The sequence below is a fragment of the Bacillus sp. FMQ74 genome (assembly GCF_001875785.1).
Classification (GTDB): Bacteria; Bacillota; Bacilli; order Bacillales; family Bacillaceae; genus Bacillus; species Bacillus stercoris.
Genome location: NZ_MOEO01000003.1, coordinates 395,879 through 419,299 on the forward strand (window position 1 = coordinate 395,879; position 23,421 = coordinate 419,299).

General features: G+C 43.5%; 22 protein-coding genes and 1 pseudogene. 18 read left to right on the plus strand and 5 right to left on the minus strand.

Annotated features, from left to right (window positions below):
* Nucleotides 1-100: 100 nt before the first annotated feature.
* Together ald and adeR are read right to left on the minus strand one after the other, a co-directional pair.
* Nucleotides 101-1,237, minus strand: coding sequence for an alanine dehydrogenase (gene ald, locus BLL41_RS08850; protein WP_071577551.1), 1,137 nt, complete (start codon nucleotides 1,235-1,237; stop codon nucleotides 101-103).
* A gap of 101 nt (nucleotides 1,238-1,338) precedes the next feature.
* Complete coding sequence (gene adeR / locus BLL41_RS08855) at nucleotides 1,339-2,607, minus strand: sporulation transcriptional activator AdeR (RefSeq protein WP_083427964.1); 1,269 nt, start codon at nucleotides 2,605-2,607, stop codon at nucleotides 1,339-1,341.
* A 509-nt stretch (nucleotides 2,608-3,116) separates the two neighbouring features.
* Here adeR and BLL41_RS08865 point away from each other — a divergent pair.
* From BLL41_RS08865 to BLL41_RS08905, 9 genes are all read left to right on the plus strand, one after another.
* Nucleotides 3,117-3,410, plus strand: coding sequence for a WXG100 family type VII secretion target (locus tag BLL41_RS08865; RefSeq protein WP_003220661.1), 294 nt, complete (start codon nucleotides 3,117-3,119; stop codon nucleotides 3,408-3,410).
* A gap of 69 nt (nucleotides 3,411-3,479) precedes the next feature.
* Complete coding sequence (gene yukD / locus BLL41_RS08870) at nucleotides 3,480-3,719, plus strand: ESX secretion system protein YukD (RefSeq protein WP_071577553.1); 240 nt, start codon at nucleotides 3,480-3,482, stop codon at nucleotides 3,717-3,719.
* 14 nt (nucleotides 3,720-3,733) lie between these two features.
* On the plus strand, nucleotides 3,734-5,077 hold the full coding sequence (essB, locus tag BLL41_RS08875) for a type VII secretion protein EssB (protein WP_071577554.1): 1,344 nt from the start codon (nucleotides 3,734-3,736) through the stop codon (nucleotides 5,075-5,077).
* A 60-nt stretch (nucleotides 5,078-5,137) separates the two neighbouring features.
* On the plus strand, nucleotides 5,138-9,625 hold the full coding sequence (gene essC / locus BLL41_RS08880) for a type VII secretion protein EssC (RefSeq protein WP_071577555.1): 4,488 nt from the start codon (nucleotides 5,138-5,140) through the stop codon (nucleotides 9,623-9,625).
* A complete protein-coding gene (esaA, locus tag BLL41_RS08885) occupies nucleotides 9,622-12,834 on the plus strand; it encodes a type VII secretion protein EsaA (RefSeq protein WP_071577556.1) in 3,213 nt (1,070 codons plus the stop codon). The genes essC and esaA overlap by 4 nt, the downstream gene beginning before the upstream one ends.
* 31 nt (nucleotides 12,835-12,865) lie before the next feature.
* Nucleotides 12,866-13,321: a type VII secretion protein EssA gene (gene essA / locus BLL41_RS08890; protein ID WP_083427975.1), complete on the plus strand. Its 456-nt coding sequence runs from the start codon at nucleotides 12,866-12,868 to the stop codon at nucleotides 13,319-13,321.
* A 62-nt stretch (nucleotides 13,322-13,383) separates the two neighbouring features.
* Entirely contained in the window at nucleotides 13,384-14,115 is a 732-nt protein-coding gene (locus tag BLL41_RS08895; RefSeq protein WP_071577557.1) for a (S)-benzoin forming benzil reductase, read from the plus strand.
* A 197-nt stretch (nucleotides 14,116-14,312) separates the two neighbouring features.
* On the plus strand, nucleotides 14,313-14,843 hold the full coding sequence (locus BLL41_RS08900) for an HD domain-containing protein (protein WP_003244444.1): 531 nt from the start codon (nucleotides 14,313-14,315) through the stop codon (nucleotides 14,841-14,843).
* Nucleotides 14,844-15,020: 177 nt separating this feature from the next.
* Entirely contained in the window at nucleotides 15,021-15,257 is a 237-nt protein-coding gene (locus tag BLL41_RS08905; protein WP_003220677.1) for a YuzF family protein, read from the plus strand.
* A gap of 40 nt (nucleotides 15,258-15,297) precedes the next feature.
* On the opposite strand, the pseudogene BLL41_RS08910 reads toward BLL41_RS08905, so the two are convergent.
* A pseudogene (locus tag BLL41_RS08910) lies at nucleotides 15,298-15,686 on the minus strand (DUF2283 domain-containing protein).
* 114 nt (nucleotides 15,687-15,800) lie between these two features.
* On the opposite strand from BLL41_RS08910, the gene BLL41_RS08915 reads away from it, so the two are divergent.
* From BLL41_RS08915 to pdeH, 7 genes are all read left to right on the plus strand, one after another.
* Nucleotides 15,801-16,910 (plus strand): AI-2E family transporter, encoded by a 1,110-nt coding sequence (locus BLL41_RS08915; protein ID WP_071577558.1) that lies wholly within the window; start codon nucleotides 15,801-15,803, stop codon nucleotides 16,908-16,910.
* A gap of 59 nt (nucleotides 16,911-16,969) precedes the next feature.
* Nucleotides 16,970-17,191, plus strand: coding sequence for a spore germination protein (locus BLL41_RS08920; RefSeq protein ID WP_014477839.1), 222 nt, complete (start codon nucleotides 16,970-16,972; stop codon nucleotides 17,189-17,191).
* Nucleotides 17,192-17,263: 72 nt separating this feature from the next.
* Nucleotides 17,264-17,512, plus strand: a complete 249-nt coding sequence (locus BLL41_RS08925) for a YueH family protein (RefSeq protein ID WP_071577559.1) — start codon at nucleotides 17,264-17,266, stop codon at nucleotides 17,510-17,512.
* A 71-nt stretch (nucleotides 17,513-17,583) separates the two neighbouring features.
* Nucleotides 17,584-17,982 (plus strand): YueI family protein, encoded by a 399-nt coding sequence (locus BLL41_RS08930; RefSeq protein ID WP_071577560.1) that lies wholly within the window; start codon nucleotides 17,584-17,586, stop codon nucleotides 17,980-17,982.
* 96 nt (nucleotides 17,983-18,078) lie between these two features.
* Nucleotides 18,079-18,630: a cysteine hydrolase family protein gene (locus BLL41_RS08935; RefSeq protein WP_014665196.1), complete on the plus strand. Its 552-nt coding sequence runs from the start codon at nucleotides 18,079-18,081 to the stop codon at nucleotides 18,628-18,630.
* Between the two features lie 15 nt (nucleotides 18,631-18,645).
* Entirely contained in the window at nucleotides 18,646-20,118 is a 1,473-nt protein-coding gene (locus BLL41_RS08940) for a nicotinate phosphoribosyltransferase (RefSeq protein WP_071577561.1), read from the plus strand.
* 136 nt (nucleotides 20,119-20,254) lie between these two features.
* Nucleotides 20,255-21,484 carry a cyclic di-GMP phosphodiesterase gene (gene pdeH / locus BLL41_RS08945; protein ID WP_071577562.1) on the plus strand — a complete coding sequence of 410 codons (1,230 nt, stop codon included), beginning with the start codon at nucleotides 20,255-20,257 and terminating at the stop codon, nucleotides 21,482-21,484.
* Here pdeH and BLL41_RS08950 read toward each other — a convergent pair.
* Nucleotides 21,460-21,828 carry a YuzC family spore coat inner layer protein gene (locus tag BLL41_RS08950; RefSeq protein WP_071577563.1) on the minus strand — a complete coding sequence of 123 codons (369 nt, stop codon included), beginning with the start codon at nucleotides 21,826-21,828 and terminating at the stop codon, nucleotides 21,460-21,462. The genes pdeH and BLL41_RS08950 overlap by 25 nt on opposite strands.
* Nucleotides 21,829-21,942: 114 nt before the next feature.
* On the minus strand, nucleotides 21,943-22,068 hold the full coding sequence (locus tag BLL41_RS22570) for a hypothetical protein (protein WP_141770195.1): 126 nt from the start codon (nucleotides 22,066-22,068) through the stop codon (nucleotides 21,943-21,945).
* 221 nt (nucleotides 22,069-22,289) lie between these two features.
* Here BLL41_RS22570 and degQ point away from each other — a divergent pair, with 221 nt between their 5' ends.
* Both degQ and BLL41_RS08960 read left to right on the plus strand, forming a co-directional pair.
* A complete protein-coding gene (gene degQ / locus BLL41_RS08955) occupies nucleotides 22,290-22,430 on the plus strand; it encodes a degradation enzyme regulation protein DegQ (protein WP_003220708.1) in 141 nt (46 codons plus the stop codon).
* A gap of 167 nt (nucleotides 22,431-22,597) precedes the next feature.
* Nucleotides 22,598-23,421 (plus strand): polyprenyl synthetase family protein (locus BLL41_RS08960; RefSeq protein WP_256252410.1); only part of this gene is annotated, 824 nt, incomplete at its 3' end.

Below are 23,421 nucleotides of genomic sequence, written 5' to 3' on the forward strand. Positions count from 1 at the left end.
TATGATCAACTTCATAGTCATAATTCGTGAAATGATCTCTTTTTTCCTTTTAAAAGATAAAAAAAGCCTGCAGAAAATCTTTCTGCAAGCTCAATGTGAATTAAGCGCCCGCCACAGATGATTCATCCTGTAAAGCTTTCTCGGCAGGAACATACTCATAGCCTAGATCTCTCGCTACAGCTTCATAAGTCACGTGTCCGTTTGCGGTGTTTAAACCCGCTCTCAGTGCCGCATTGTCTGCAAGCGCTTTTACTGCCCCTTTGTTCGCGATTTGCAGTGCGTATGGAACTGTAACATTAGTCAGAGCGATTGTTGATGTACGAGGAACAGCGCCCGGCATGTTCGCTACAGCATAATGCACAACACCGTGTTTTTCATATGTCGGCTGGTCATGTGTAGTGATATGGTCGACCGTTTCGACGATGCCGCCCTGGTCGATTGCTACATCGACAATGACTGAACCAGGTTTCATTTGTTTTACCATTTCCTCAGTCACAAGAGTCGGAGCTTTAGCACCCGGAATTAATACTGCGCAAATGAGAAGATCCGCTTCCGCCACAGCATCAGCAATATTGACCGGATTAGAAATTAACGTTTTAATTTGATGGCCGAAGATGTCATCAAGCTGGCGCAGGCGGTCTGCGTTTAAGTCAATAATCGTCACATCTGCACCGAGTCCGACAGCCATTTTCGCCGCGTTTGTCCCGACCACGCCTCCTCCGATAATCGTTACTTTTCCGCGAGAAACGCCCGGCACCCCGGCAAGCAAAATGCCTTTTCCGCCTTTAGGTTTTTCTAAGAATTGAGCTCCGATTTGCGCTGCCATTCTGCCCGCAACCTCTGACATTGGCGTGAGAAGAGGCAATGTCCGGCCTTCACTAACCGTTTCATATGCGATGGCAGTTACTCCTTTATCCTTCAAGGCTTGTGCAAGCTTAGGCTCAGCTGCTAAATGAAGATACGTAAACAGCACAAGACCTTTGCGGAAATAAACATATTCTTCCGGCAGCGGTTCTTTTACCTTCATGACCATTTCGGCGTCCCAAACCTGTTTCGGATCAGCAATGATTTCGGCTCCTGCTGATTCATAGGCTTCATTTTCAAATCCGCTTCCAAGGCCCGCGCCTGTTTCAACCAGCACCCGGTGGCCGTTTGAAATGAGCTGTGAAACGCCCCCAGGTGTTAAAGCGACACGGTTTTCATTGTTTTTTATCTCTTTAGGAACCCCTATGATCATATCTGTCTCCTCCTGTATCTGTGATATTTTTAGTGTAGCTTGATATTTTGGAAAATTCTTTGTTTGAATAAGAAAATAAAAAAACATGGATTTGTGAAATTTCACAAATCCATGTGCCGAAGTTTGATATCTAAATAGATGGTGAATTTTTGATTCACATTTTTTAAATCAATTTCAGCGATCTGGCTGATTCGTTTGAGACGGTAATTCAGCGTATTAACGTGTATATTTAACAGCTTGGAAGCCGTATTCACGTTGCTGTCTGCTTCAATAAAGCGCTCTAGCGTCTCTACCAGATTTGACTGGTGATCCCGGTCATATTGTTCCAGTTTGGAAAGCGAGTAATTATCATAGCCCGCCTGTTTCCGTTTTTCAGATAAGACATCTAAGTATTGATAAATGCCTAACTCAGAAAAGCTGAAAAGATGTTTGGTCTCTTCTGCGAACCGTTCCTTCGCTTTTAAGACGGACAATGCTTCCTGATAGGAGCGGGAGACAAAAGAAATAGAGCTGTATATTCCGCCAAAAGCGATAGAAACGTCTTCTATTTTATACCGCTCCTTCAGCTGTTTTTGCGTACTGAAAGCAAACTGTTTTAAATCTTGAAAAGGATGATCTGTTTTGGGTGCGGTTAATATAATAAGTTCATTAGAATCTACGGTCGCCAGCAACACGTAAACCTGCTGGGTCGTTTCCTGTAAATATTGCAGCTGCTGTTCGATTTTTTCAGTCAGCTCACCGTTTATGCGGATGATCATAACGGAAAATTCTGAAGGAACGGCCATTCCAAGCTTATGGAACCCATCCGCCATGTCGTCCTCCTGATAGATGTGTCCGGTCAGCATTTTCCAGAAAAATTCTTGGCTGCGTTCTTCATTTTTTGTTTTTCTGATTTGAAGTTTAAGAAGCTTGTTTCTCACTGCTTTTGCTGCCATTTGCAATGTCATCAGGTCATCATCAGACAATGTTTTTTGGATCTCAAGCGCCCATATGAAGCCAAGCACTTGGTTGTTTTTCCAAATCGAAATAGCGACGCGATTGCTCAGCCCGACTTCATCGATTTGCTTGACTCTGATCGGCTGGTCCGTTTTTAAGAGAGCAGGAATTGTCCCGTCTTTCCACAGCTTGTTAATCACCTTCTCCGGTACCCTTCTGCCAATAATGGTAGACGTCCGGGCAGGGTCTGTGCAGTCGCTGTGTGTACTGTAGGCAAGCAGCTTGTGGTTAACATCCTCTATGGTGATCGGGCACCGCAGAACGTCGCTGATATGATCAGCCACATCTTCAAGTCTGTCAAAACTATATTTAAACGGATCATTCGGCATGGTCATAAATCTCCCTACTTTTCGTGCTTGATTTCTCTTTGACATCTCATCCCCTTCCTTTTATTATGATTGTTGTTGTTTGTGAAAATCAACAACAAAGAAAAACACTTACATGAGAGAAACGTTCTATATACATGTGGCGGTGAATCGCCTTTTAGAAGTACAGTTGTATGCCTTATACGATACGAAAGCTTATCCTATTAATCTTCTAAGAGAGTCATCGGAGGCGGGACTGATTAAGGAAAGAAAAAACTGAACCTTTCAGAAATGGTGCTGTAGCATCAAATATTCTGAAAGGTTTTTTTTGGGAGTTGGAGAATCATTTGGGTCTTTTGGATTATTCGGAGGATGAAAAGGAGATTAAGAAAATAAACCTATTTACTTTACAATATATGTTATTTTTAAGTGATTCGAGGTAAACCATTGGACTCATTTTGTAAAATTAAAACATATTTGTTTGACTATGCCGAAAAACTGTTTTTATAATAATGACGTTCTAAAAATAAGTGAATTAGCCCATATTTAGGCTGATGGCACAGGAGGTAATGAGGAATATGGCAGGATTAATTCGTGTCACACCCGAAGAGCTAAGAGCGATGGCGAAGCAATACGGCGTTGAAAGCCAAGAAGTATTAAATCAGGTTGATCGTTTAAACCGAATGATCTCTGATTTGAAAAGCATGTGGGAAGGTGCTTCAAGCGAAGCGTTCGCAGATCAATACGAGCAGCTCAAACCTTCATTTATCAAAATGTCAGATTTGCTTCAAGATGTAAATCAGCAGCTTGATCAAACAGCAAATACACTTGAGTCTACTGACCAAGACATCGCAAATCAAATCCGCGGATAACAGTATGAAAGGGAAGGAGCGCCTGATTCAAAAGAAGACGGCGCTCTTTCTATGTAAGGGTGATCCTAAATGTATATTGATATTACTATAGATTTGAAACATTATAACGGCAGTGTCTTTGATCTCAGATTGTCAGATTACCACCCGGTGAAAAAAGTAATTGATATTGCTTGGCAGGCCCAAAGCGTATCTATGCCTCCGCGCGAAGGGCACTGGATCAGAGTGGTGAACAAGGATAAGGTGTTCTCCGGAGAAAGCAAGCTGTCTGATTGCGGCATTACAAACGGAGACCGGCTTGAAATATTATGAAAGGATCTGGTTGAATGTCAGGTAAACAAAAATCATATTTAGAAAACCAATTAGAAGCCGTTGCCGAGAAAACAGATGCCGGCTATACATTTACCTTTCAACGGGAAAAAATAAAGCTTCTCGACGGTCTTGAAGCTAACGTGATCAAAGATGTAAATCCATTTTTTCATAAAGAGATCGACGTGACAGATGATGAGGTCATCATCACAATCCAACCTCCCTCCTCCTATAAAGCATTCCGCTTCATGAAAGCTAAGGATAAAAAAAGCAAATGGCAGTTTGCCTATCAGCTTGTTCAAGCCGTGCAGCAGCATAATTTGTCGAGGCTGAATGTGATTATCGCTCCGGAAAACATTGTATTCGATAAAGGGCTGACGCCTTATTTTCTCCATTATGGGGTAAAAGAAAGCATTCCTCCTTACGAGCATGATGAGGAAAGAGTGTGGCGGGAGCTGAAAGCGGCAGCGGCTTTGGCAGTTGACGGCGCTTTTGCGTTTGAAGACTATCTGAAATTCAATGAAACGCTGACGTTCTCCGCAGAGGCTAAAGCGATATTGGATGCGGAATCCTATGATGACCTGCTTGAGCTGATTCAAACCCATATTGATGAGCTCGAAGCCAAAGCAAAAACATACATACATATCCCGAGAAAGAAGTGGAACATCCAGCGATATATCGGCCTGGGGCTCATTGTTTTGCTTGTACCGGCCCTTATTTATTCGATGTACGCCTTATTTTTCGCGCAGCCAAAGCACCAGGCAATAGTGGACAGCAACCGCGCTTTCTTAAACAAGCAGTACAGTGAAGTCATCAGCACACTGTCCAAGTACGATGCGGAAAGCCTGCCTGAATCAGTGCAGTATCAGCTGGCGACGTCTTATGTTGAGGTCGAAAATCTGGGGAGTGCAAAAACTAAAAATATAGAAAATAATTTAGTCACCCTTCAATCAGACCCTCAGCATTTCTTGTACTGGATTGATTATGGTCGAGGAGAATACAAAGAAGCGATCAGTATCGGCCGTAAACTTGAATACAATGATTATATTTACTTTGCCCTAGCTAAATATAAACAGCAGCTTTTATCTGAGGATACAAATGATGAAGACATACAAAAAGAACTTGACTCAGTGAATAGTGAGCTTGAAAAAGCCCAAAAAGAACGTCAAGAAAATAAACAGTCTAATTCTGAAACATCGTTAGTCGATACAAGCGAAGAACAGACACAAACAGACGAAGAAAAACAAGCAGAAGAGAAAGCTGCAGCAGAGGAAAAAGCGAAAAAAGAAGAACAAGAGAAAAAAGAAGAACAAGGGAAAAAAGAAACAGAAAAGAAAGATGAGAAAAAAGATGACAAATAACGTTAGACATGAAGCGCAGGTCATCGCATGTTGCTATTCGGCCGTTAGGGGGTTCGCCATTTGAGTCTATTATGGGTTTTTTACCGAAATAACGTTCAAAAATTAAATCTGTCTAACCTCCCGTCGTCTCATCCGGTGACCATTGGGCCTGATGTGAAAGATTCCGTTACGATCAGCGCCATTCCATTTAATAGCGGAGTCATTTCTCTTCAAAGAAAGGAATCCGGCGGCCAATACGAAGTTTTCCTGGGAAATGATTCTCTCGGCACGATTGAGACGGATACATCATTTACTCTCCAAACGGATCAGCAGGATATACGCTTGATATTGACGGGCAGTGAACCTAAGAAATCCGTTTATTTTACGGGAAACCGGGATGAAATTGTATGTTCCTCAGAAAAAACGAATGCAGATATTTATCTGAATCCGCAAGATTTTGCATTTGCAGAACAAAGCACGTTTTCTTTGCTTCGTGCCGGCGGCAGCTGGTCGATTCGCCCTGAAAGCGGAACGATCTTCTTGAACGGAGAGAAGATCAACGCTAATACGCCGATCAAGCCGGGGGATGAAATATTCTGGAACTTCACGCAAATGAGTGTGACGGAACAAGACCTTTTAGAGATTGTTCATTTTGCCCATTTTGAAACAGCGTTAACAGAAACAGTCAAACCTAGTACAGAGATGCAGAAAAAATATCCGCAGTACAGAAGAACGCCCCGGATGGTGTACGATCTGCCGGATGACCGCGTTTCCTTTAGTTTTCCCTCTCAGGAGAGCGATCAAACCAACAGAGGGCTGTGGCTCGTCATCCTGCCTCCGCTTGTGATGCTGATCGTGATGGGCGTAGTCGCCATCATCCAGCCGCGAGGCATATTTATACTTGTTTCTTTGGCGATGTTTATGATGACTCTTATTACCTCGACAGTGCAATATTTCCGGGATAAGAACCAGCGGAAAAAACGCGAGGAAAAACGGGAGCGTGTATACAAGCTTTACTTAGACAATAAACGGAAAGAGCTTCAGGCACTTGCTGAGAAGCAAAAGCAGGTTCTTGAATTTCACTTTCCTTCATTTGAAAAAATGAAATACTTAACAAGTGAAATCAGTGACCGGATCTGGGAAAAATCACTTGAAAGCAAGGATTATCTCCAGCTGCGGCTTGGGACGGGGACAGTCCCATCAAGCTATGAAATCAATATGAGCGGCGGAGACTTGGCGAATCGTGATATCGATGACCTCATGGAGAAGTCGCAGCACATGCAGCGCGTCTATAAGGACATCCGAAATGCACCGGTTACGGTCGATTTGGCAGAAGGTCCGATGGGGCTTGTCGGTAAATCGCAAATTGTAAAAAATGAGATTCACCAGCTGATCGGACAGCTGTCGTTCTTTAACAGCTATCACGATTTGCGTTTCGTTTTTATTTTTCATGAAGAAGAGTATAAAGACTGGGAGTGGATGAAGTGGCTTCCGCAATTTCAAATGCCCCATATTTATGCAAAAGGATTTATTTATAATGAGCAAACGCGAGATCAGCTCCTGTCTTCACTTTACGAATTGATCAGAGAGCGCGATCTTGAAGATGACAAAGAAAAACTGCAGTTCAAACCGCATTTTGTATTTGTCATCACGAATCAGCAGCTGATCTCTGAGCATGTCATTCTCGAATATTTAGAAGGACAGCATGAGCATCTGGGCATCTCGACAATTGTCGCTGCGGAAACAAAGGAAAGCCTGTCGGAAAACATTACGACCCTTGTCCGCTACATCAATGAGCATGAAGGCGACATTTTAATTCAAAAGAAAAAAGCGGTAAGAATCCCGTTCCGTCTTGATCATCATCAGCGTGAGGACAACGAACGGTTCTCACGCACGCTGCGGACGCTGAACCACCAGGTCGGCATCACGAATTCCATTCCGGAAACGGTATCGTTCCTGGAGCTTTTTCATGCGAAGGAAGTAAAAGAAATCGGCATTCAGCAAAGATGGCTGACGAGCGAATCGTCGAAGTCGCTGTCAGTGCCGATCGGCTATAAAGGGAAAGATGACATTGTGTATCTGAACCTTCACGAAAAAGCACACGGTCCGCACGGCTTGCTTGCCGGGACAACGGGATCTGGGAAAAGTGAATTTCTCCAGACCTACATCCTGTCACTTGCGGTGCATTTTCATCCGCACGAAGCGGCTTTCTTATTAATTGACTATAAGGGCGGGGGAATGGCACAGCCGTTCCGCAACATTCCCCACCTCCTCGGCACGATCACAAATATTGAAGGAAGCAAAAACTTCAGTATGCGTGCGCTTGCTTCCATTAAAAGCGAGCTGAAAAAAAGGCAGCGTCTGTTTGACCAGTATCAAGTCAATCACATCAATGACTATACCAAGCTGTACAAGCAAGGGAAAGCAGAAGTGGCGATGCCTCACTTGTTCTTAATTTCTGATGAGTTTGCCGAGCTGAAAAGCGAGGAGCCTGATTTTATCAGGGAGCTTGTCAGCGCCGCGCGTATCGGGCGAAGCCTCGGCGTTCATTTGATTTTGGCGACACAGAAGCCAGGCGGCATCATCGACGACCAGATCTGGAGTAACTCGCGCTTTAAAGTAGCGCTCAAGGTCCAGGATGCCACTGACAGTAAAGAAATTTTGAAAAACAGCGATGCCGCAAACATTACCGTAACAGGCCGCGGCTATTTGCAGGTCGGAAACAATGAAGTGTATGAGCTGTTCCAATCTGCATGGAGCGGGGCGCCTTACTTAGAGGAAGTCTACGGAACAGAGGATGAAATCGCGATCGTCACAGATACTGGTCTGATCCCGCTTTCTGAGGTTGATACCGAAGATAACGCGAAAAAAGACGTTCAAACTGAAATCGAAGCTGTCGTTGACGAAATTGAACGCATCCAAGGTGAAATGGGAATCGAGAAGCTGCCAAGCCCTTGGCTGCCGCCGCTTGCGGAACGTATTCCGCGCACTCTTTTCCCTTCAGACGAAAAAGACCATTTCCACTTTGCGTATGTCGATGAACCTGATCTGCAAAGACAGGCGCCAATTGCTTATAAGATGATGGAAGACGGAAATATTGGCATATTCGGCTCTTCGGGCTACGGAAAATCGATTGCAGCTGCAACGTTTCTGATGAGCTTTGCGGACGTATACACACCTGAAGAGCTTCATGTCTATATCTTTGATTTCGGAAACGGAACGCTGCTGCCATTAGCGAAGCTCCCGCATACAGCGGATTACTTCCTGATGGACCAGTCAAGAAAAATTGAAAAGTTCATGATTCGCATCAAAGAAGAAATTGACCGCCGTAAACGTTTGTTCAGGGAAAAAGAAATCAGCCACATCAAAATGTACAATGCGCTGAGCGAGGAAGAGCTTCCGTTCATTTTCATCACCATTGACAACTTTGACATTGTCAAGGATGAGATGCATGAGCTTGAATCGGAATTTGTCCAGCTTTCCAGAGACGGGCAGAGCTTGGGTATCTACTTTATGCTGACAGCAACGCGGGTGAATGCTGTCCGCCAATCATTGTTAAATAACTTGAAAACAAAGGTTGTCCATTATCTCATGGATCAATCAGAAGGATATTCCATATACGGCCGTCCGAAGTTTAATCTTGAGCCGATCCCGGGGCGCGTCATCATTCAAAAAGAAGAGCTTTATTTCGCGCAAATGTTCCTGCCTGTTGACGCTGATGATGATATCGGCATGTTCAACGGGCTGAAATCAGACGTTCAGAAACTTCAAGAGCGCTTTGCTTCAATGGAGCAGCCGGCACCGATTCCGATGCTGCCTGAGAGCTTGTCGACGAGAGAATTTTCTCTCCGCTTCAAGCTGGAACGCAAGCCTTTATCTGTACCGATCGGGCTTCATGAAGAAACAGTCAGCCCAGTCTATTTTGATTTGGGCAAGCATAAGCACTGCCTGATTTTAGGCCAGACTCAGCGCGGGAAAACAAACGTCCTAAAAGTAATGCTCGAACATCTGATTGATGATGAAACCGAAATGATCGGCCTGTTTGACTCGATTGACCGCGGCTTATCTCATTATGCGAAGGAATCAGATGTTTCATATTTGGAAACGAAAGAAGATATTGAGCAGTGGATTGAAACAGCAGAAGACATTTTCAAAACAAGAGAAGCCATGTATGTAGAAGCCGTCCGCCAAGGAGACGCGCACAATCTGCGATTCTCACAAGTGGTGCTGATGATTGACGGGATTACGAGATTCCAGCAGACGATTGATACGAGAATACAAGACCGTCTCGCTAACTTCATGAAATCATACGCCCATCTTGGCTTCAGCTTTATCCCGGGCGGTAACCACAGCGAATTCTCAAAAGGCTATGACTCCTTGACGACTGAGATGAAGCAAATCCGCCACGCGATTCTGCTGATGAAAAAGACTGAGCAAAATGTCATTCCTCTCCCGTACCAAAGACAGGAGCCTGAGATTCAGCCGGGCTTCGGATATGTTGTGGAAAACGGGAAGGAGCAAAAAGTTCAAATTCCTTTATGTTCTGCTGAAAGGGAGAGTGCTAGATGACAGAACAACGAAAAAGCTTGATCAAGTTAATATCCGCCGTCATCATTATTTTGCTGCTGCCGGTTTTGTTTTTCCGATTTATCGGAGACGATCCGACGAAAAAAGCAGTCAATTCCACCCGGCAAATCGCGGTGGTAAATGAAGACACTGGCGTATTGAGTGATGAGGTAAAGTCTGATGAAGAGGACAAATCCGCCCAGTTCGGCAAGGAAGTAGCAGCTGTTCTGGGTGAACGTCCTGATTATTCGTGGACGGTCGTAAACCGAAGCGCGGCTGAGACCGGTCTCGCTTCAAAGAAATACGATGCGATCGTCTACATTCCCTCAGACTTCTCAAAAAACATTTTGAGCTATGACAAAGACCATCCACAAAAAGCAACGCTTGAATTCAGCATTCAAGATAACCTGAATGCGGTCAACAAAGAAAAAGTTCAGCGTGAGCTTGAGGATGCCCAAAAGACAATGAACAAAAAAATGTCAGCCTTATACTGGAACTTTGTGTCGCAAAAAGTGGACAACATCAGAGGAGAATTTGACAAAATCGTCAATAAAGAATCTGAATTCCAGAATGTCATGTACAACTTTTACAAACCAAGCTCTAATGATTTAGCAGGTGAAATCAAACAGCAAAAAGACTTAATCGATGAGCTGAAGAAATCAATGAACGAAGCGCAAGGCACGACAAAAGAAAAAGCTTCTACAGCGGAGGAAGCCAAAAACACGCTGAAAGAATTCATTGATACAGTTGAAAGATACAAAGAATATCAAGAGAATCAGAAAAAGCTGCTTTTGGCAGCCCAAGATTCAACACAGCAGCAAATCCGGACAGGCCTGGATGCCATCCAAGCACAGCAAAAGGCGAATCAGTTCAGCGAACGCATGAGCGGATTGGCAACTGGGATCGGCCAAGTGAAGACACAGCTCGGGCAAACCAGCAATGTGCTGGCAAACGCCCAGCAAATTAGGGAAGATCAAGTGCCTCAGCAGGAATTTGGCATGGCGAAAATCCAAAGTGATTTAATTGATCAATATCAGATCGCATCAAGACAGGCTGCACTAAATCAGGTTTATGAATTGCTTGTCCCGGCACGTCAGGCATTGACAGTTGCAAAAGGGGACGACCCAGTCATAGACGATGGCTCTGACAGCAATGATAAAGATAAAGACCCGAAAGAAGAAGATCCTGAAAAACTCAAAATAGATCTTGAAAAACAGCGTGAAGAACTGAAAAATATCGCCGCTGACATTCAAGACATTTCAGACAATCTGAAGGAGCCTGAAAAAGAGGATCCAACACCGGAGGACCCGGGTACTGAACCAGACGATCCGTCCACCGATAATCCAGAAAAACCTGATGACGGGGGCAGTACAAATCCCGATGATACAAAGGGAAACACTGGAAACGATGATGCCGGTAATGACGGACAAACGGACGGTAGTACTCAGGATCAAGACCAGCAGCAGGGAACAGACGGTCAGGAGCAGACCGGCGATGCGTCAGACAGCGGAAAAACTGAAACGGGCACATCTGCCGAACAGACTGCATCATCTGATTCAGCCCTTCAATTTATCAAGCTGGCAAATGAAGGCGGAACCGGAGATTCAGGAGATACCGGTAGCGGCGGAGATACGACGGAGCCTGGGGACCAAGATCAACCAGGAAACGACGACATTTCTGATATCGCCAAAGCAAAAGAACAGCTCAGCAAAGCATCTGAGCGAATCAAGCAAATTGAAGAAGAGCTCAAAGAAAAAGAAACTGCCCATAATGAAGAGTTGAAAAAGAAGTTAGAGGAACTAAAAGAGCAAATGGATGGTCTCAATGATGAAATTGATTACCTGAAAGACAAAGTGAAAAAGCTCGAAGGTAAACTTGAAAATCTCGAAGCGAAACGGAAGCGGGAGTTTGAAGGGATTTACAATGCGATTCGCGAGCTTGAAAATAAAGATCAGCTTCAATTCTCAGGAGAAATCAATACAGAAAGCATCTCCGCTCTAATGAGATACTATAAATATTTGTCTGTTTATGACTCTGTATTATCAGGTACGATAGACAGTGCTGCAAAAGCCGGTGCTATTAACGGCCAGCAGGGCAATGTCAAATCAGTCCTGGCTCTCACACCTGCAGAATCAGCCAGCTGGGAAGATTTGAAAAACAACACGATGCAAACTGATGAAGACATTAACAGCTTCATCGACGGAATGACCAAATTTGCCGATGACTACAGCGGCTTTATCCGTGACTCTCAAGCAGGTGTTCTCGACGAACTGACGAAAATCTCTGAAAGTGCCGCAAAAGCGACAGAACAGCTGGTAACGGGCGCAACGCAGGAATCTGCGACGTTCAGCAACGATGGGCTGTCTGGCACAATGGCACTGAGTGTTCAAGATACAGTTGGCCAGGAAGTGCTGCAAATGTCAGACATGATGGGTTCATTGTCTGATCGCCAGTCAGGCATCATTGATTACACAACCAATATGCAGCAAAGCGTCAATGATGTTCAAGCGAAAGCCGACACCTTAAACAACAACTGGGGGAAAAATGTCGCCTCCACAAAACTCGTGCGCAATGACGTATACGGCATACTCGGAAATACATTAGTAGACGGGCAAAACAATGGCTATGTATATGATTACTTGGCGAATCCGCTTAAAATCAGCGGAGAGGTTCCGGAAGAGAAAATTCAGACGGTACCGCCGGTTGTCATCCTTGTCATTGTGTTGATCAGCAGTCTGTTAATCGGCTATTTCAGCTCGTATTACCAAAACGCACCGCTTCTCGTCAAAGGAGCGTTATTCGGAATTCTGAATATCCTTGTCGGACTCATGATCAGCTTGTTCGGTTTGAATATTTATTCACTGCCGGACGATCAGACGATTAAGTGGTCAGTGTTTACGATTCTATTGCTGGTCGCAAGCTCTGCCTTCATCCGGACGGCGTTCAGATTCGGATCGATCCCTGGATGGGTTGCTTCAGCGGCAATGATTCTATTCTATGTTGCACCGCTTATTGATTTGATCATGCCGAACTTTACATTTGAAGATCCGGTTTCGAAAGTATATATCGACATCCAGTACGGTACTGGGCACTTGTTTACAATGGGAATAACAGTTCTGCTAATCATTACGGTGATTGCCGCGGCTCTGCCGCTGATTATCCGGCTGATGGCTGAACACACAGCAGAAAGCGATGAAACGTATGAAGCGTAATCGCATCATGGAAAAGGGGATCATGATTTGTATGTTCTCCTTTTCCCTTTTCATACCCTCTGCCGCCGCTGCCCAAACCGAAGAAAATACAGATGTCGCGCCAAACCAGTATGAGAAGAAAGACATCGAAATTGATACGAATTATTTACATGAAGATACCTACTATGAAGAGAAAACGGAACTGCCTGAGGAACAGAAGGATATCACTTTTGATAAACCGAAGGACAAGGACGCCGAGCTGATAAAAGATTTGTTTACATCAACAAATGCCCAGGATTCCAACACGATTGCGTCCCAGTCGAAACAGCTTGGAATTACATTTGCTGAAAAGCCAATGACAAAGGCGTCATCAACGGAAACAGAGAATGAACAAGAAACTTCATCATTGCTGCTGCCGATGATCTATGTCGTACTGATCCTGCTCGGAATTGCAGGCATCGTGTTCCTCATCCCAAAAGTCACAGCACAGGAAAACAAGAAGGCATAGGCTGCGTGCTTGTGTTGTGTAAAAGCGGTGCCGTACAATAATAACGGAAAAGGAGGTTTCCAATGGAACTTTATATCATCACCGGAGCGTCAAAAGGGCTGGGTCAAGCTATTGCATCACAGGCTTTAGAGAAGGGCCATGAAGTCCATGCATTATCCAGAACGAAAGCGGATGTCTCTCACGAAAAACTGACGCAGCATCAAATAGACCTCATCAATCTCGAAGAAGCCGAACAGCAATTTGAAACATTGCTCTCATCCATCGATCCAGCTCGTTATTCCGGTATTACCCTAATCAATAACGCCGGAATGGTAACACCGATCAAACGTGCCGGCGAAGCGTCTCTTGACGAGCTTCAGCGCCATTTTCAGCTGAACCTGACTGCACCCGTGCTTTTGAGTCAGCTGTTTACAAAACGGTTTGCTTCATACAGCGGCAAAAAGACGGTTGTCAACATTACATCAGGAGCCGCCAAAAATCCATATAAGGGATGGAGCGCGTATTGCAGTTCAAAAGCCGGGCTCGACATGTTTGCGAGAACATTCGGATTTGAACAGGAGGATGAAGAGCTGCCAGTGCACATGATTTCATTTTCACCAGGTGTGATGGACACTGAGATGCAGGCCGTCATCCGTTCTTCATCGAAAAAGGATTTCCACCACATTGAACGGTTCCGGAAATTAAATGAAACAGGAAGCCTTCGCAGTCCGGACTTTATTGCCGGCACGCTGCTTTCTTTATTAGAAAAAGGGACGGAAAACGGAAGAATTTATGATATTAAAGAGTTTTTGTAGAGCAGATATTTTCTGCTCTTTTTTTTATATAAAAAGGCTGCAGCCAGAGCATTTATTGAACAGCAGCATATACTGACTGAAACGCTGCTTTTAGGGTATAACAATGATGATAAGAAGTTCAAATTGATGTGACATAAGAATTGAGTTTCTCTGCAAATTATGTTAGGATTCTAAAAATATCTAAAGGAGGGGTTTCCATGAGAAAGGTTACATTAATGGATGTTTTCACCCATCCAATTGCACAAAAATACCTTCAGCGTTCCGGCGTGGCACATGCGATTGCCTGCGCTTATCATGCATACAGGCTGTCTGTGAAGGCTGACATCAATCCTGATTTAGCAGCAAAAGCGGCACTGCTTCATGACATCGGCCATTATGAATGGTATACAGACGGAAAGTGGGATTATGAGAAATACAAAAGAAATGACATCCATGCCATTAAAGGGGCAGAACGGGCGCATAAGCTTCTGATTCGGCTTGGTGAGGAACCGAAAGCGGCAAAAGAGATTGCCCTAGCCATTTTGCTTCATACAGATTCCTATTTGCCCGAAGGCGAATTAGATAAAAACACGCTGCAGCAGATTGTCAAAAAAGCGGACGAACTGGATGAAGAGCCGGGTGGCCACCATCATTACCGCCAAATTGATCCTTCAACCGCACGAAAAAAAATAGAAAAGCTGGACCAATTAATCGACCAAGCCCAGGCATCCGTGATAAAGCCTGTATAAGTACGGAACAGCGGCCAGCTTTCTTCGCTGTCTCCGCTTCATCCACACTTCCTTTACACCCGCTTCCAAACGTATTCTCCTAAAATCTCCGCACCCCTTTGTTTTATCAGGGAAGCCTGTGTCATTATCCATAAGCGCGGCATAAGCTGAGATAAAACACACAAAGGGGATAAAAGTATGGTCAACCAAGGTAGTCCGCAACTGGTCTCTTTAGTCGATCCTTATGTCTATCAGACCATTAAAAAGCTCATCGGCTCAAGGTTCGTTATACAGACAGTACGAGATACGGTCAGAGGCAGACTGATCGATGTAAAACCTGACCATATCACAATTGAAGGAGCCCGAAATTCTGTTTGTTTGATCAGAATCCAGCACATGATTTCTGTCACGCCAGATTACAGTGAGCGGGTCTAACAGTGCTTGCGCATGAAAAATAGGCGTACAACAGGACGTCCTATTTTTCAGTTAAGCGCTGTAAAAACGCACTGGATACATTATTCCGTCAAGGTCAAAACCGGCAAATTCCTGATAGTCACCATCTGAAAAACAGAAAGTGACACCGTGCACCGTATAGCAGGAACGGATTGAAGCATGCTGGCAGACACGAAAATGATAACCGTCTGAATCTTTTACATACAGCCGGGATTTCCCGGCAAATGGGGCACAGAGGCGTGCTGCCTCACCAAAACATTCGAATCCGGCGATTTTGCCGTCTTGGCTGATATCCAGCAGGAGACAATCATTGACTCTGAGCTCCTCAGTCCGTACATTCCTGTTCTTTTTCGGAGGAAGAACATAGATATAAGCCAGTTCTGAATCTGTATCGTATGTCACGGCCTTCATTACCAACACTCCTTTCATTATATTAAGAGTTCTGGTATGAGTTCATTTTTGTTACAATGATGGGGTATAAGTTCTTTTATCTGACAGACAAAGAAAAACTAGGAGGAACAAAGCTTGTTGAAATCAAAAGTCCATTTTTGGACATTGCAGATTTTATTTGTTTTGCTGATTATTTATGTAGCAACAAAAGTTTCATTTGTATTTCAGCCGTTTATTGTTTTTATCTCGACATTGTTTTTCCCGATGCTGATTGCGGGAATTTTGTATTTCATATTTAATCCGGTCGTCCGCCTGCTTGAGAAAAAAATTCCGCGGACATTATCCATTCTATTGATCTATTTACTGTTTATCGGTTTGCTTGCCTTCGTTTCAGCGTCAGTCGGGCCTGTCATCACCTCACAGGTGACAGGGCTGTTTAACAACCTTCCTGATTATATAAAACAGATTCAGGCGCTGACAAAGGATTTGTCCCATTCTCAATGGTTTACCTGGATGATGAATCAGGATTATGTATCGATATCAAAAATTGAACAGTCATTGACAAGCTTTCTCCAAAACCTGCCGCAAAATATCACGTCCAGTTTATCTGCGGTGTTTGGCGTCGTGACAAACATCACGCTTGTTATTATTACTGTTCCATTTATCCTTTTTTACATGCTGAAAGACGGACACCGCTTTCCGCATTTGGCAGTAAAAATTCTTCCGGCTTCTTATCGGACAGAAGGCTTAAAGATTTTTAAAGATTTAGCAGATACGCTTGCGGCCTATTTCCAGGGACAGCTGTTAATCTGTCTTTTTGTCGGGACAGCGTGCTTTATCGGCTATTTAATTGCCGGACTGCCATATGCCCTGATTCTTGGGATTGTCATGGCGATTACCAATATCATTCCTTATGTCGGGCCTTTTCTTGGTGCCGCGCCGGCTGTCATTGTCGGTTTTATGGACTCGCCGGCCAAAGCGCTGTTTGCGATTATTGTGGTCGTCATCGTTCAGCAGCTGGACGGAAACCTGCTGTCTCCTCTTGTGATCGGAAAACGGCTGAATACGCATCCGCTTACGATTATTTTGCTTTTAATCGGTGCGGGAAGCTTCGGCGGAATTCTCGGCATGATTTTAGCGGTGCCGGTTTATGCGGTAGTGAAGGCGTTCTTCCTGAATATTGTCCGCTTGATCAAACTCCGCCAGCGGTCACGCCTCGAAGAAAACGCAAAGCCCGCTGAATAGGCGGGCACCATTTGCGGCTCTTTGCATATGATGCTGTAAATCAATGCGGAGGTGGGGAAATGCCTGCGATTGTGGGGCCGATTTATATCATGTCAGTTACGGGTAATGCCGCGGCAAGCTTTGGAGACGTATTTGCGATTTCGCCCAAAAGCGTCGCTCATTCAGGGGCGGGGTCAGGCACATTTCAGCTTGGTGATTTTGTGAAGATTAACAACCAAACGAGTAAAACTCTCTTCAAAGATGCCGATATCACTGATGAAACAGTTTCGTTTAACGGGTAACAGCCTTTTCATAAGAGGCTGTTGCTTTTTTATTGTATAATATGGGTAGTCTTTGAATAGAGAGGTCATGTTATGAAAATCAGAAAAGCAAATATCAATACGCAAACCGGAATGATCACAGACGTGTATCTGCATGAAAACAGAAAAGAACTGCGCACGCTTGTAGCGGTACCGCAGCTGGAGTGGAGCACGATCATTTCCTATGAAGAAGATAAAGCAACTCTGCCTGAACGGCTGGAAGCTTCGTTGCGCCGGCATACAGAGGAGGCCCCTGCTGGTGAACTGGCCAAAAAAATCATTCATTGGGTAACAGAAATGTAAACGGTGCTTGAAAGTTTAGCTCCTGCCTGAACAGGTGATAATGAAGACAAACAAGACGGGAGGACAGGCTTTTGAGTGAAGATAAAATGGATCTCTATTTGCAGCAAGGAATGTATGGGCCTTTGGAGACAAAGCCTGATGAGCGCCATTTGTTTTTAGGCTCTTTAAGAGAAAGAGTCGTTTTGGCACTGACGAAAGGACAGGTGCTTAGAAGCAAACCGTATAAAGAGGCGGAGCACGAGCTGAAAAACAGCCATAACGTCACCCTTTCGATTAATGGAGAGCTTCAGTATCAGTCTTACTCTCCTTATATCCAAATGGCGAACCGGTACGGAGTGCCCTTCAAGATTGTATCTGATCTTCAGTTTCATACGCCTTTAGGCCTCGTCATTGCGGCTGACATCGCTGTGAATCGTGAATTGATATATATTCAGGACGACATTTATAATCGGTCAGTGCTGAAATCTTAAGAGACAAACGGGCCGTTTGTCTTTTTATTCATGGCAATTCACTTACAACTGGAGATAAGATATAATGTTCTCATACTGATGGCGGGGAGGCCGGCTATGAAAAAAGCACTTATTTGTATTGATTATACGAATGACTTTGTGGCGAGTGACGGAAAATTGACCTGCGGGGAGCCCGGCAGAATGATTGAAGAGGCGATCGTCAATTTAACTGAAGAATTCATCACAAATGGTGATTACGTCGTATTAGCAGTAGATTCTCATGATGAAGGGGATCAATATCACCCCGAAACCCGTCTTTTTCCTCCGCATAATATAAAAGGCACGGAAGGAAAAGATCTGTATGGAAAGCTTTTGCCTCTATATCAGAAACATGAACATAAACCTAATGTTTACTACATGGAAAAAACGAGATATTCTGCTTTTGCGGGAACTGATTTAGAGCTCAAACTCAGAGAGCGGCAGATTGGCGAACTGCATCTTGCCGGTGTCTGCACAGATATTTGTGTGTTGCATACAGCCGTTGACGCATACAACAAAGGTTTTCAGATTGTTGTGCATCAACAGGCTGTTGCCAGCTTTAATCAGGAGGGGCACGCATGGGCTCTTTCCCATTTTGCAAATAGCATCGGAGCGCAAGTGGCAGAGTAAGGAAGGGGAAAAACAGTGTTAGAGTACGGATTTAAAGATGACAGCCTGTCATTGCATACAGACCTTTATCAGATCAATATGGCGGAAACGTACTGGAGAGACGGCATTCATGAAAAGAAAGCGATTTTTGAGCTGTTTTTCAGAAGGCTTCCGTTTGAAAATGGCTATGCCGTATTTGCGGGCTTGGAAAAAGCCATAGAGTATCTGGAAAATTTCAAGTTTACGGATAGCGATTTGAGTTATTTACAGGATGAACTGGGGTATCATGAAGATTTTATCGAATATTTGCGCGGCTTGACTTTTACAGGTTCACTTTACTCCATGAAAGAAGGAGAGCTTGTTTTTAATAATGAGCCGATTATGAGGGTGGAGGCGCCCCTGGTAGAAGCGCAGCTGATTGAAACGGCTCTGCTCAACATTGTGAACTATCAAACATTAATCGCAACAAAGGCTGCCCGGATTAAAGGCGTCATCGGTGATGAAGTTGCGCTTGAATTTGGAACAAGGCGGGCACATGAAATGGATGCGGCCATGTGGGGAGCGAGAGCAGCCTTAATCGGCGGCTTTAGCGCGACAAGCAATGTAAGAGCCGGAAAGCGCTTTAATATCCCGGTTTCCGGCACACATGCGCATGCGCTTGTGCAGGCTTACCGCGATGAATATACAGCTTTCAAAAAATACGCGGAAACGCATAAGGATTGCGTCTTTTTAGTTGACACGTATGACACGCTTCGTTCAGGCATGCCGAATGCGATTAGGGTTGCCAAGGAATTTGGCGACCGCATTAATTTCATTGGCATCCGCCTGGACAGCGGCGATTTGGCGTACCTGTCAAAAAAAGCCCGTAAAATGCTTGATGAAGCAGGATTTACAGATGCGAAGGTGATTGCTTCAAGCGATTTGGATGAGCACACCATTATGAATTTAAAGGCTCAGGGAGCGCGCATTGATGTCTGGGGTGTCGGTACGAAGCTGATCACTGCCTATGACCAGCCGGCTCTCGGCGCAGTTTATAAACTCGTTGCCATTGAAGAAGACGGGAAAATGGTCGACACGATCAAAATTTCATCCAATCCTGAAAAAGTGACGACACCGGGCAGAAAGAAAGTCTACCGAATTATCAATCAGTCCAACCATCATTCTGAAGGCGATTATATTGCCCTTTATGATGAGCAGGTGAATGATCAGAAGCGGCTCAGAATGTTCCATCCGGTTCATACATTCATCAGCAAATTTGTCACGAATTTTTATGCGAAGGATCTTCATGAGCTGATTTTTGAAAAGGGTATTCTTTGCTACCAAAACCCTGAGATTTCAGACATACAGCAGTATGTGCAGGATAACCTCAGCCTGCTTTGGGAGGAATATAAGAGAATCAGCAAGCCGGAGGAATACCCGGTTGATTTAAGCGAGGACTGCTGGAGCAATAAAATGCAGCGGATCCACGAAGTGAAAAGCAGAATTGAAGAAGAGCTTGAGGAAGAATAAACAAAAACTGGCCTTTCGTTCGCGAAGGGCCAGTTTTCTTTATGAATATATTATTTTTCATGTTTAGACAATTTTCGTCAAAATATTTGATATACTTAGGGGTGAAAGCCGCGCGTATTGTAAGGGGGATTAATCAATGAGGGTGTTTGTTGCAAGACAGCCTATTTTTAATAGAAAAGAACAGGTTGTTGCTTATGAACTGCTGTATAGAGAAAGCGAAGAAAACGTATATAGCGCTAAAGACGGCGATCAGGCAACAACAGATTTGGTGATCAACAGCTTTTTAAACATCGGAATTGAGAAGCTGACGGAAGGAAAACGCTGTTTTGTTAATTTTACGGAAAGCCTGATGTTTTCGAATCTTCCCACCTCCTTCAATCCGAAACAGCTTGTCATTGAAATCCTTGAAGATATACCGATCACGCCGGCCCTCATTTCTAGATGCAAAGAATTGAAAAAAATGGGGTATATGCTGGCGCTCGATGATTTTTATGCAATAAACCCGCAAAATGAGGACTTATTGGAAAAGCTCATGAGCTATATTGATATATTGAAAATTGATTTTCTCAAAACAACACGTATGGAACGCAGAAAAATTTTGCAAACCTACAGCTGTAGCGGCTTAATTTTTTTAGCAGAAAAGGTAGAGACCCGAAAAGAATATAAACAGGCAGTTCAAGATGGCTTTCAATTATTCCAAGGCTACTTTTTCAGCGAGCCGCGCATCATCAGCGGGCATGACCTGTCGACTCATTTTTATTCTTACTATGAACTGCTTAACGAACTGAGCAAAGAGCAGCCTAACATAAAGCGTGTGACAGAATACATAGAGCGGGATTTATCACTGTCCTATCAAATTTTAAAATTTTTAAACTCATCCCACAGCCGTTTGAGCCAGAAAATTGAAAGCATTCAGCAGGCCATTATGCTGCTTGGATTTAATGAAATCAAACGGTGGATCTATATTCTTTCCTTTAAGGATTTAAGCAGAAAAGGGCATTCCAGCAAGCACGAAATCATTAAGATTTCTTTGATAAGAGCAAAGCTTTGCGAACTGCTGGCGAGGAAGACATCCCGGCCGCAGCCTGCTTCTTATATGCTGATCGGAATGTTTTCTCTCATAGACACGCTCCTGCATAGAGAAATAGAGGAAATTGTACAAGAATTGCCTTTAAAAGATGAAGTCGGGCAAGCGTTATTAGGCCATCAAAACGACTACTACCAAATGCTTGAACTTGTGAAATTAATTGAAAGCAACAACTGGGACACTTGTTCGGAATTAGGCAATCAACTGGACAAAGAAGAAGCGTATGAATGCTATCTTGAGGCTCTGGAATGGTGTCATAATCTTATGGACGCAAAATGATTGCGTTCCTCTGACCACCGCAAAGCAAGAATCATTCGGCTTTGCGTACCGATAAGACTGATGTAGATGCCGTCGGGATTAAAGACCGTATCCACTTCATGCCGGACGCCCATTTGTTTGATCAGGCGCTTTATGGTTTGTTTATCGGACTGCTCGGCTGCGGTCAGAATGCGGCGCGAGAGCTCCCGCGAGCCCGCAATGCGGCTGAGCACCAGCTGAGCATCCGCAAAAATCCCTGCGGCCTGCCTTGCTGAACGGATAAAAGTATCTATGTTGGAGGCAGGAGCGGGCGGGCGGCGTACCTCATACGGATACATGTAAAACCAGGGATAACGATATCTCATGGGAGCACCTCACACAAAAGTGATGTTTCTATATGTATAGATCCCCAATTGCCGAATATGACAAAGCGAAAAGACCACAACTTTAGCGTTGCGGTCTTTTTCGGTGTTTGTCGGTCAGGAAACGCCAAGAATCGCATATTCAATTTTGAAAATACGGTATGAAGGACTATAGTCTTGCTTGGTAAAAATGTGAAACACGTTAAAATCAAGGGAATTAAGAATCTTTCTCAATTTGAGCAGAAATATCCGCTCCTGCACATAGAAAAATAGTCCCGTTCTTGTTGTGATCTCTTTGAGTATAAGGGCCTATTGATATTTGCGGTGTCACGCAGGATCTTTTTGCATACTTTTCGGTGAAAAATGAGCCGAAAGCAGATACACTATTAGTAACAGATCAAATACCTAGGACTCGTTCACCATACACAATTCATTGATCTTTCAAAAAAAGGAGTGTGGAAACGATGGAAAAGAAACTTGAAGAAGTAAAACAATTGTTATTCCGACTCGAACTTGATATTAAAGAAACGACAGATTCATTACGAAACATTAACAAAAGCATCGATCAACTCGATAAATACAATTATGCAATGAAAATTTCGTGAAAAAGACTTGGAAACAAGTCTTTTTTTTCGTTCTTCCCATACAATAAAAGGATAAAGTATTATATGATTGTTAAAAAACGAAAAACCTGCTGTCCTTTAAATGTCCCATTTAGTAAAATGGAATGGGAGGGTGAAGAATAATTAGTAAGGAAATGTGTTTAGATGAAATGTCAATTAAAAAAAAGATGAAGGAGATTGTACACGAAAAAATTCAGAATTTGGATTTGAAAGAGTATTTAATCAACTTTATCGATGAGAAAAATCACTTTTCTTTTGGTATCCTTTCTTTTAAGCATTACGTAGCATTAAGCGGTAATCGTTCTTCGCATATTTTAACATTGGCAGGAGGAATAGAGCTTTTAATCTTAGCCTTCGATATATTTGATGATTTAGAGGATGAGGACAACATTGAAATAAAGTGGATGAAAATTGATCCTTCTCTCGCTCTAAATGCTGCAACTACCCTTTATACTTTAGGGTTAGAAACTATTTGTTCTATTAGCAATAGCGCTGAATTTCATCGGCTAACTTTAAAATATGCATTAAATGCTATGCAGGGACAACATGAGGATTTAAGGAACTCTCCTGAGACGGAAGAAGAATGTATTCAAATGATGAAACAAAAAGCAGGTTCTCTTACAGCTATGTCTGCCGTTTTAGCTGCTATGCTTGCGAATGGAGAGTTTAATCAAACTATTGAGGATTATGCTTATAAGATAGGGATAATAAAACAATTGGAAAATGACTATTATGGTTTAGTTAATGATCAACGTAGCGATATAAGAAAAAAAAGAAAGACTTTGATTTATTTATTTTTAAACCGCAAATTTAATGAGGCTTCTGAAAAGATATTAAAATTAATAAATTCTCATACTGATTATCATAGTTTTATATCTGATAGCTCTAAATTTGATGAATTATTATTTGAAGCGGGGCTTAATCAATATGTATCTATGTTGATTAAGCTTTATGAGGAAGAAATCACAGCAAG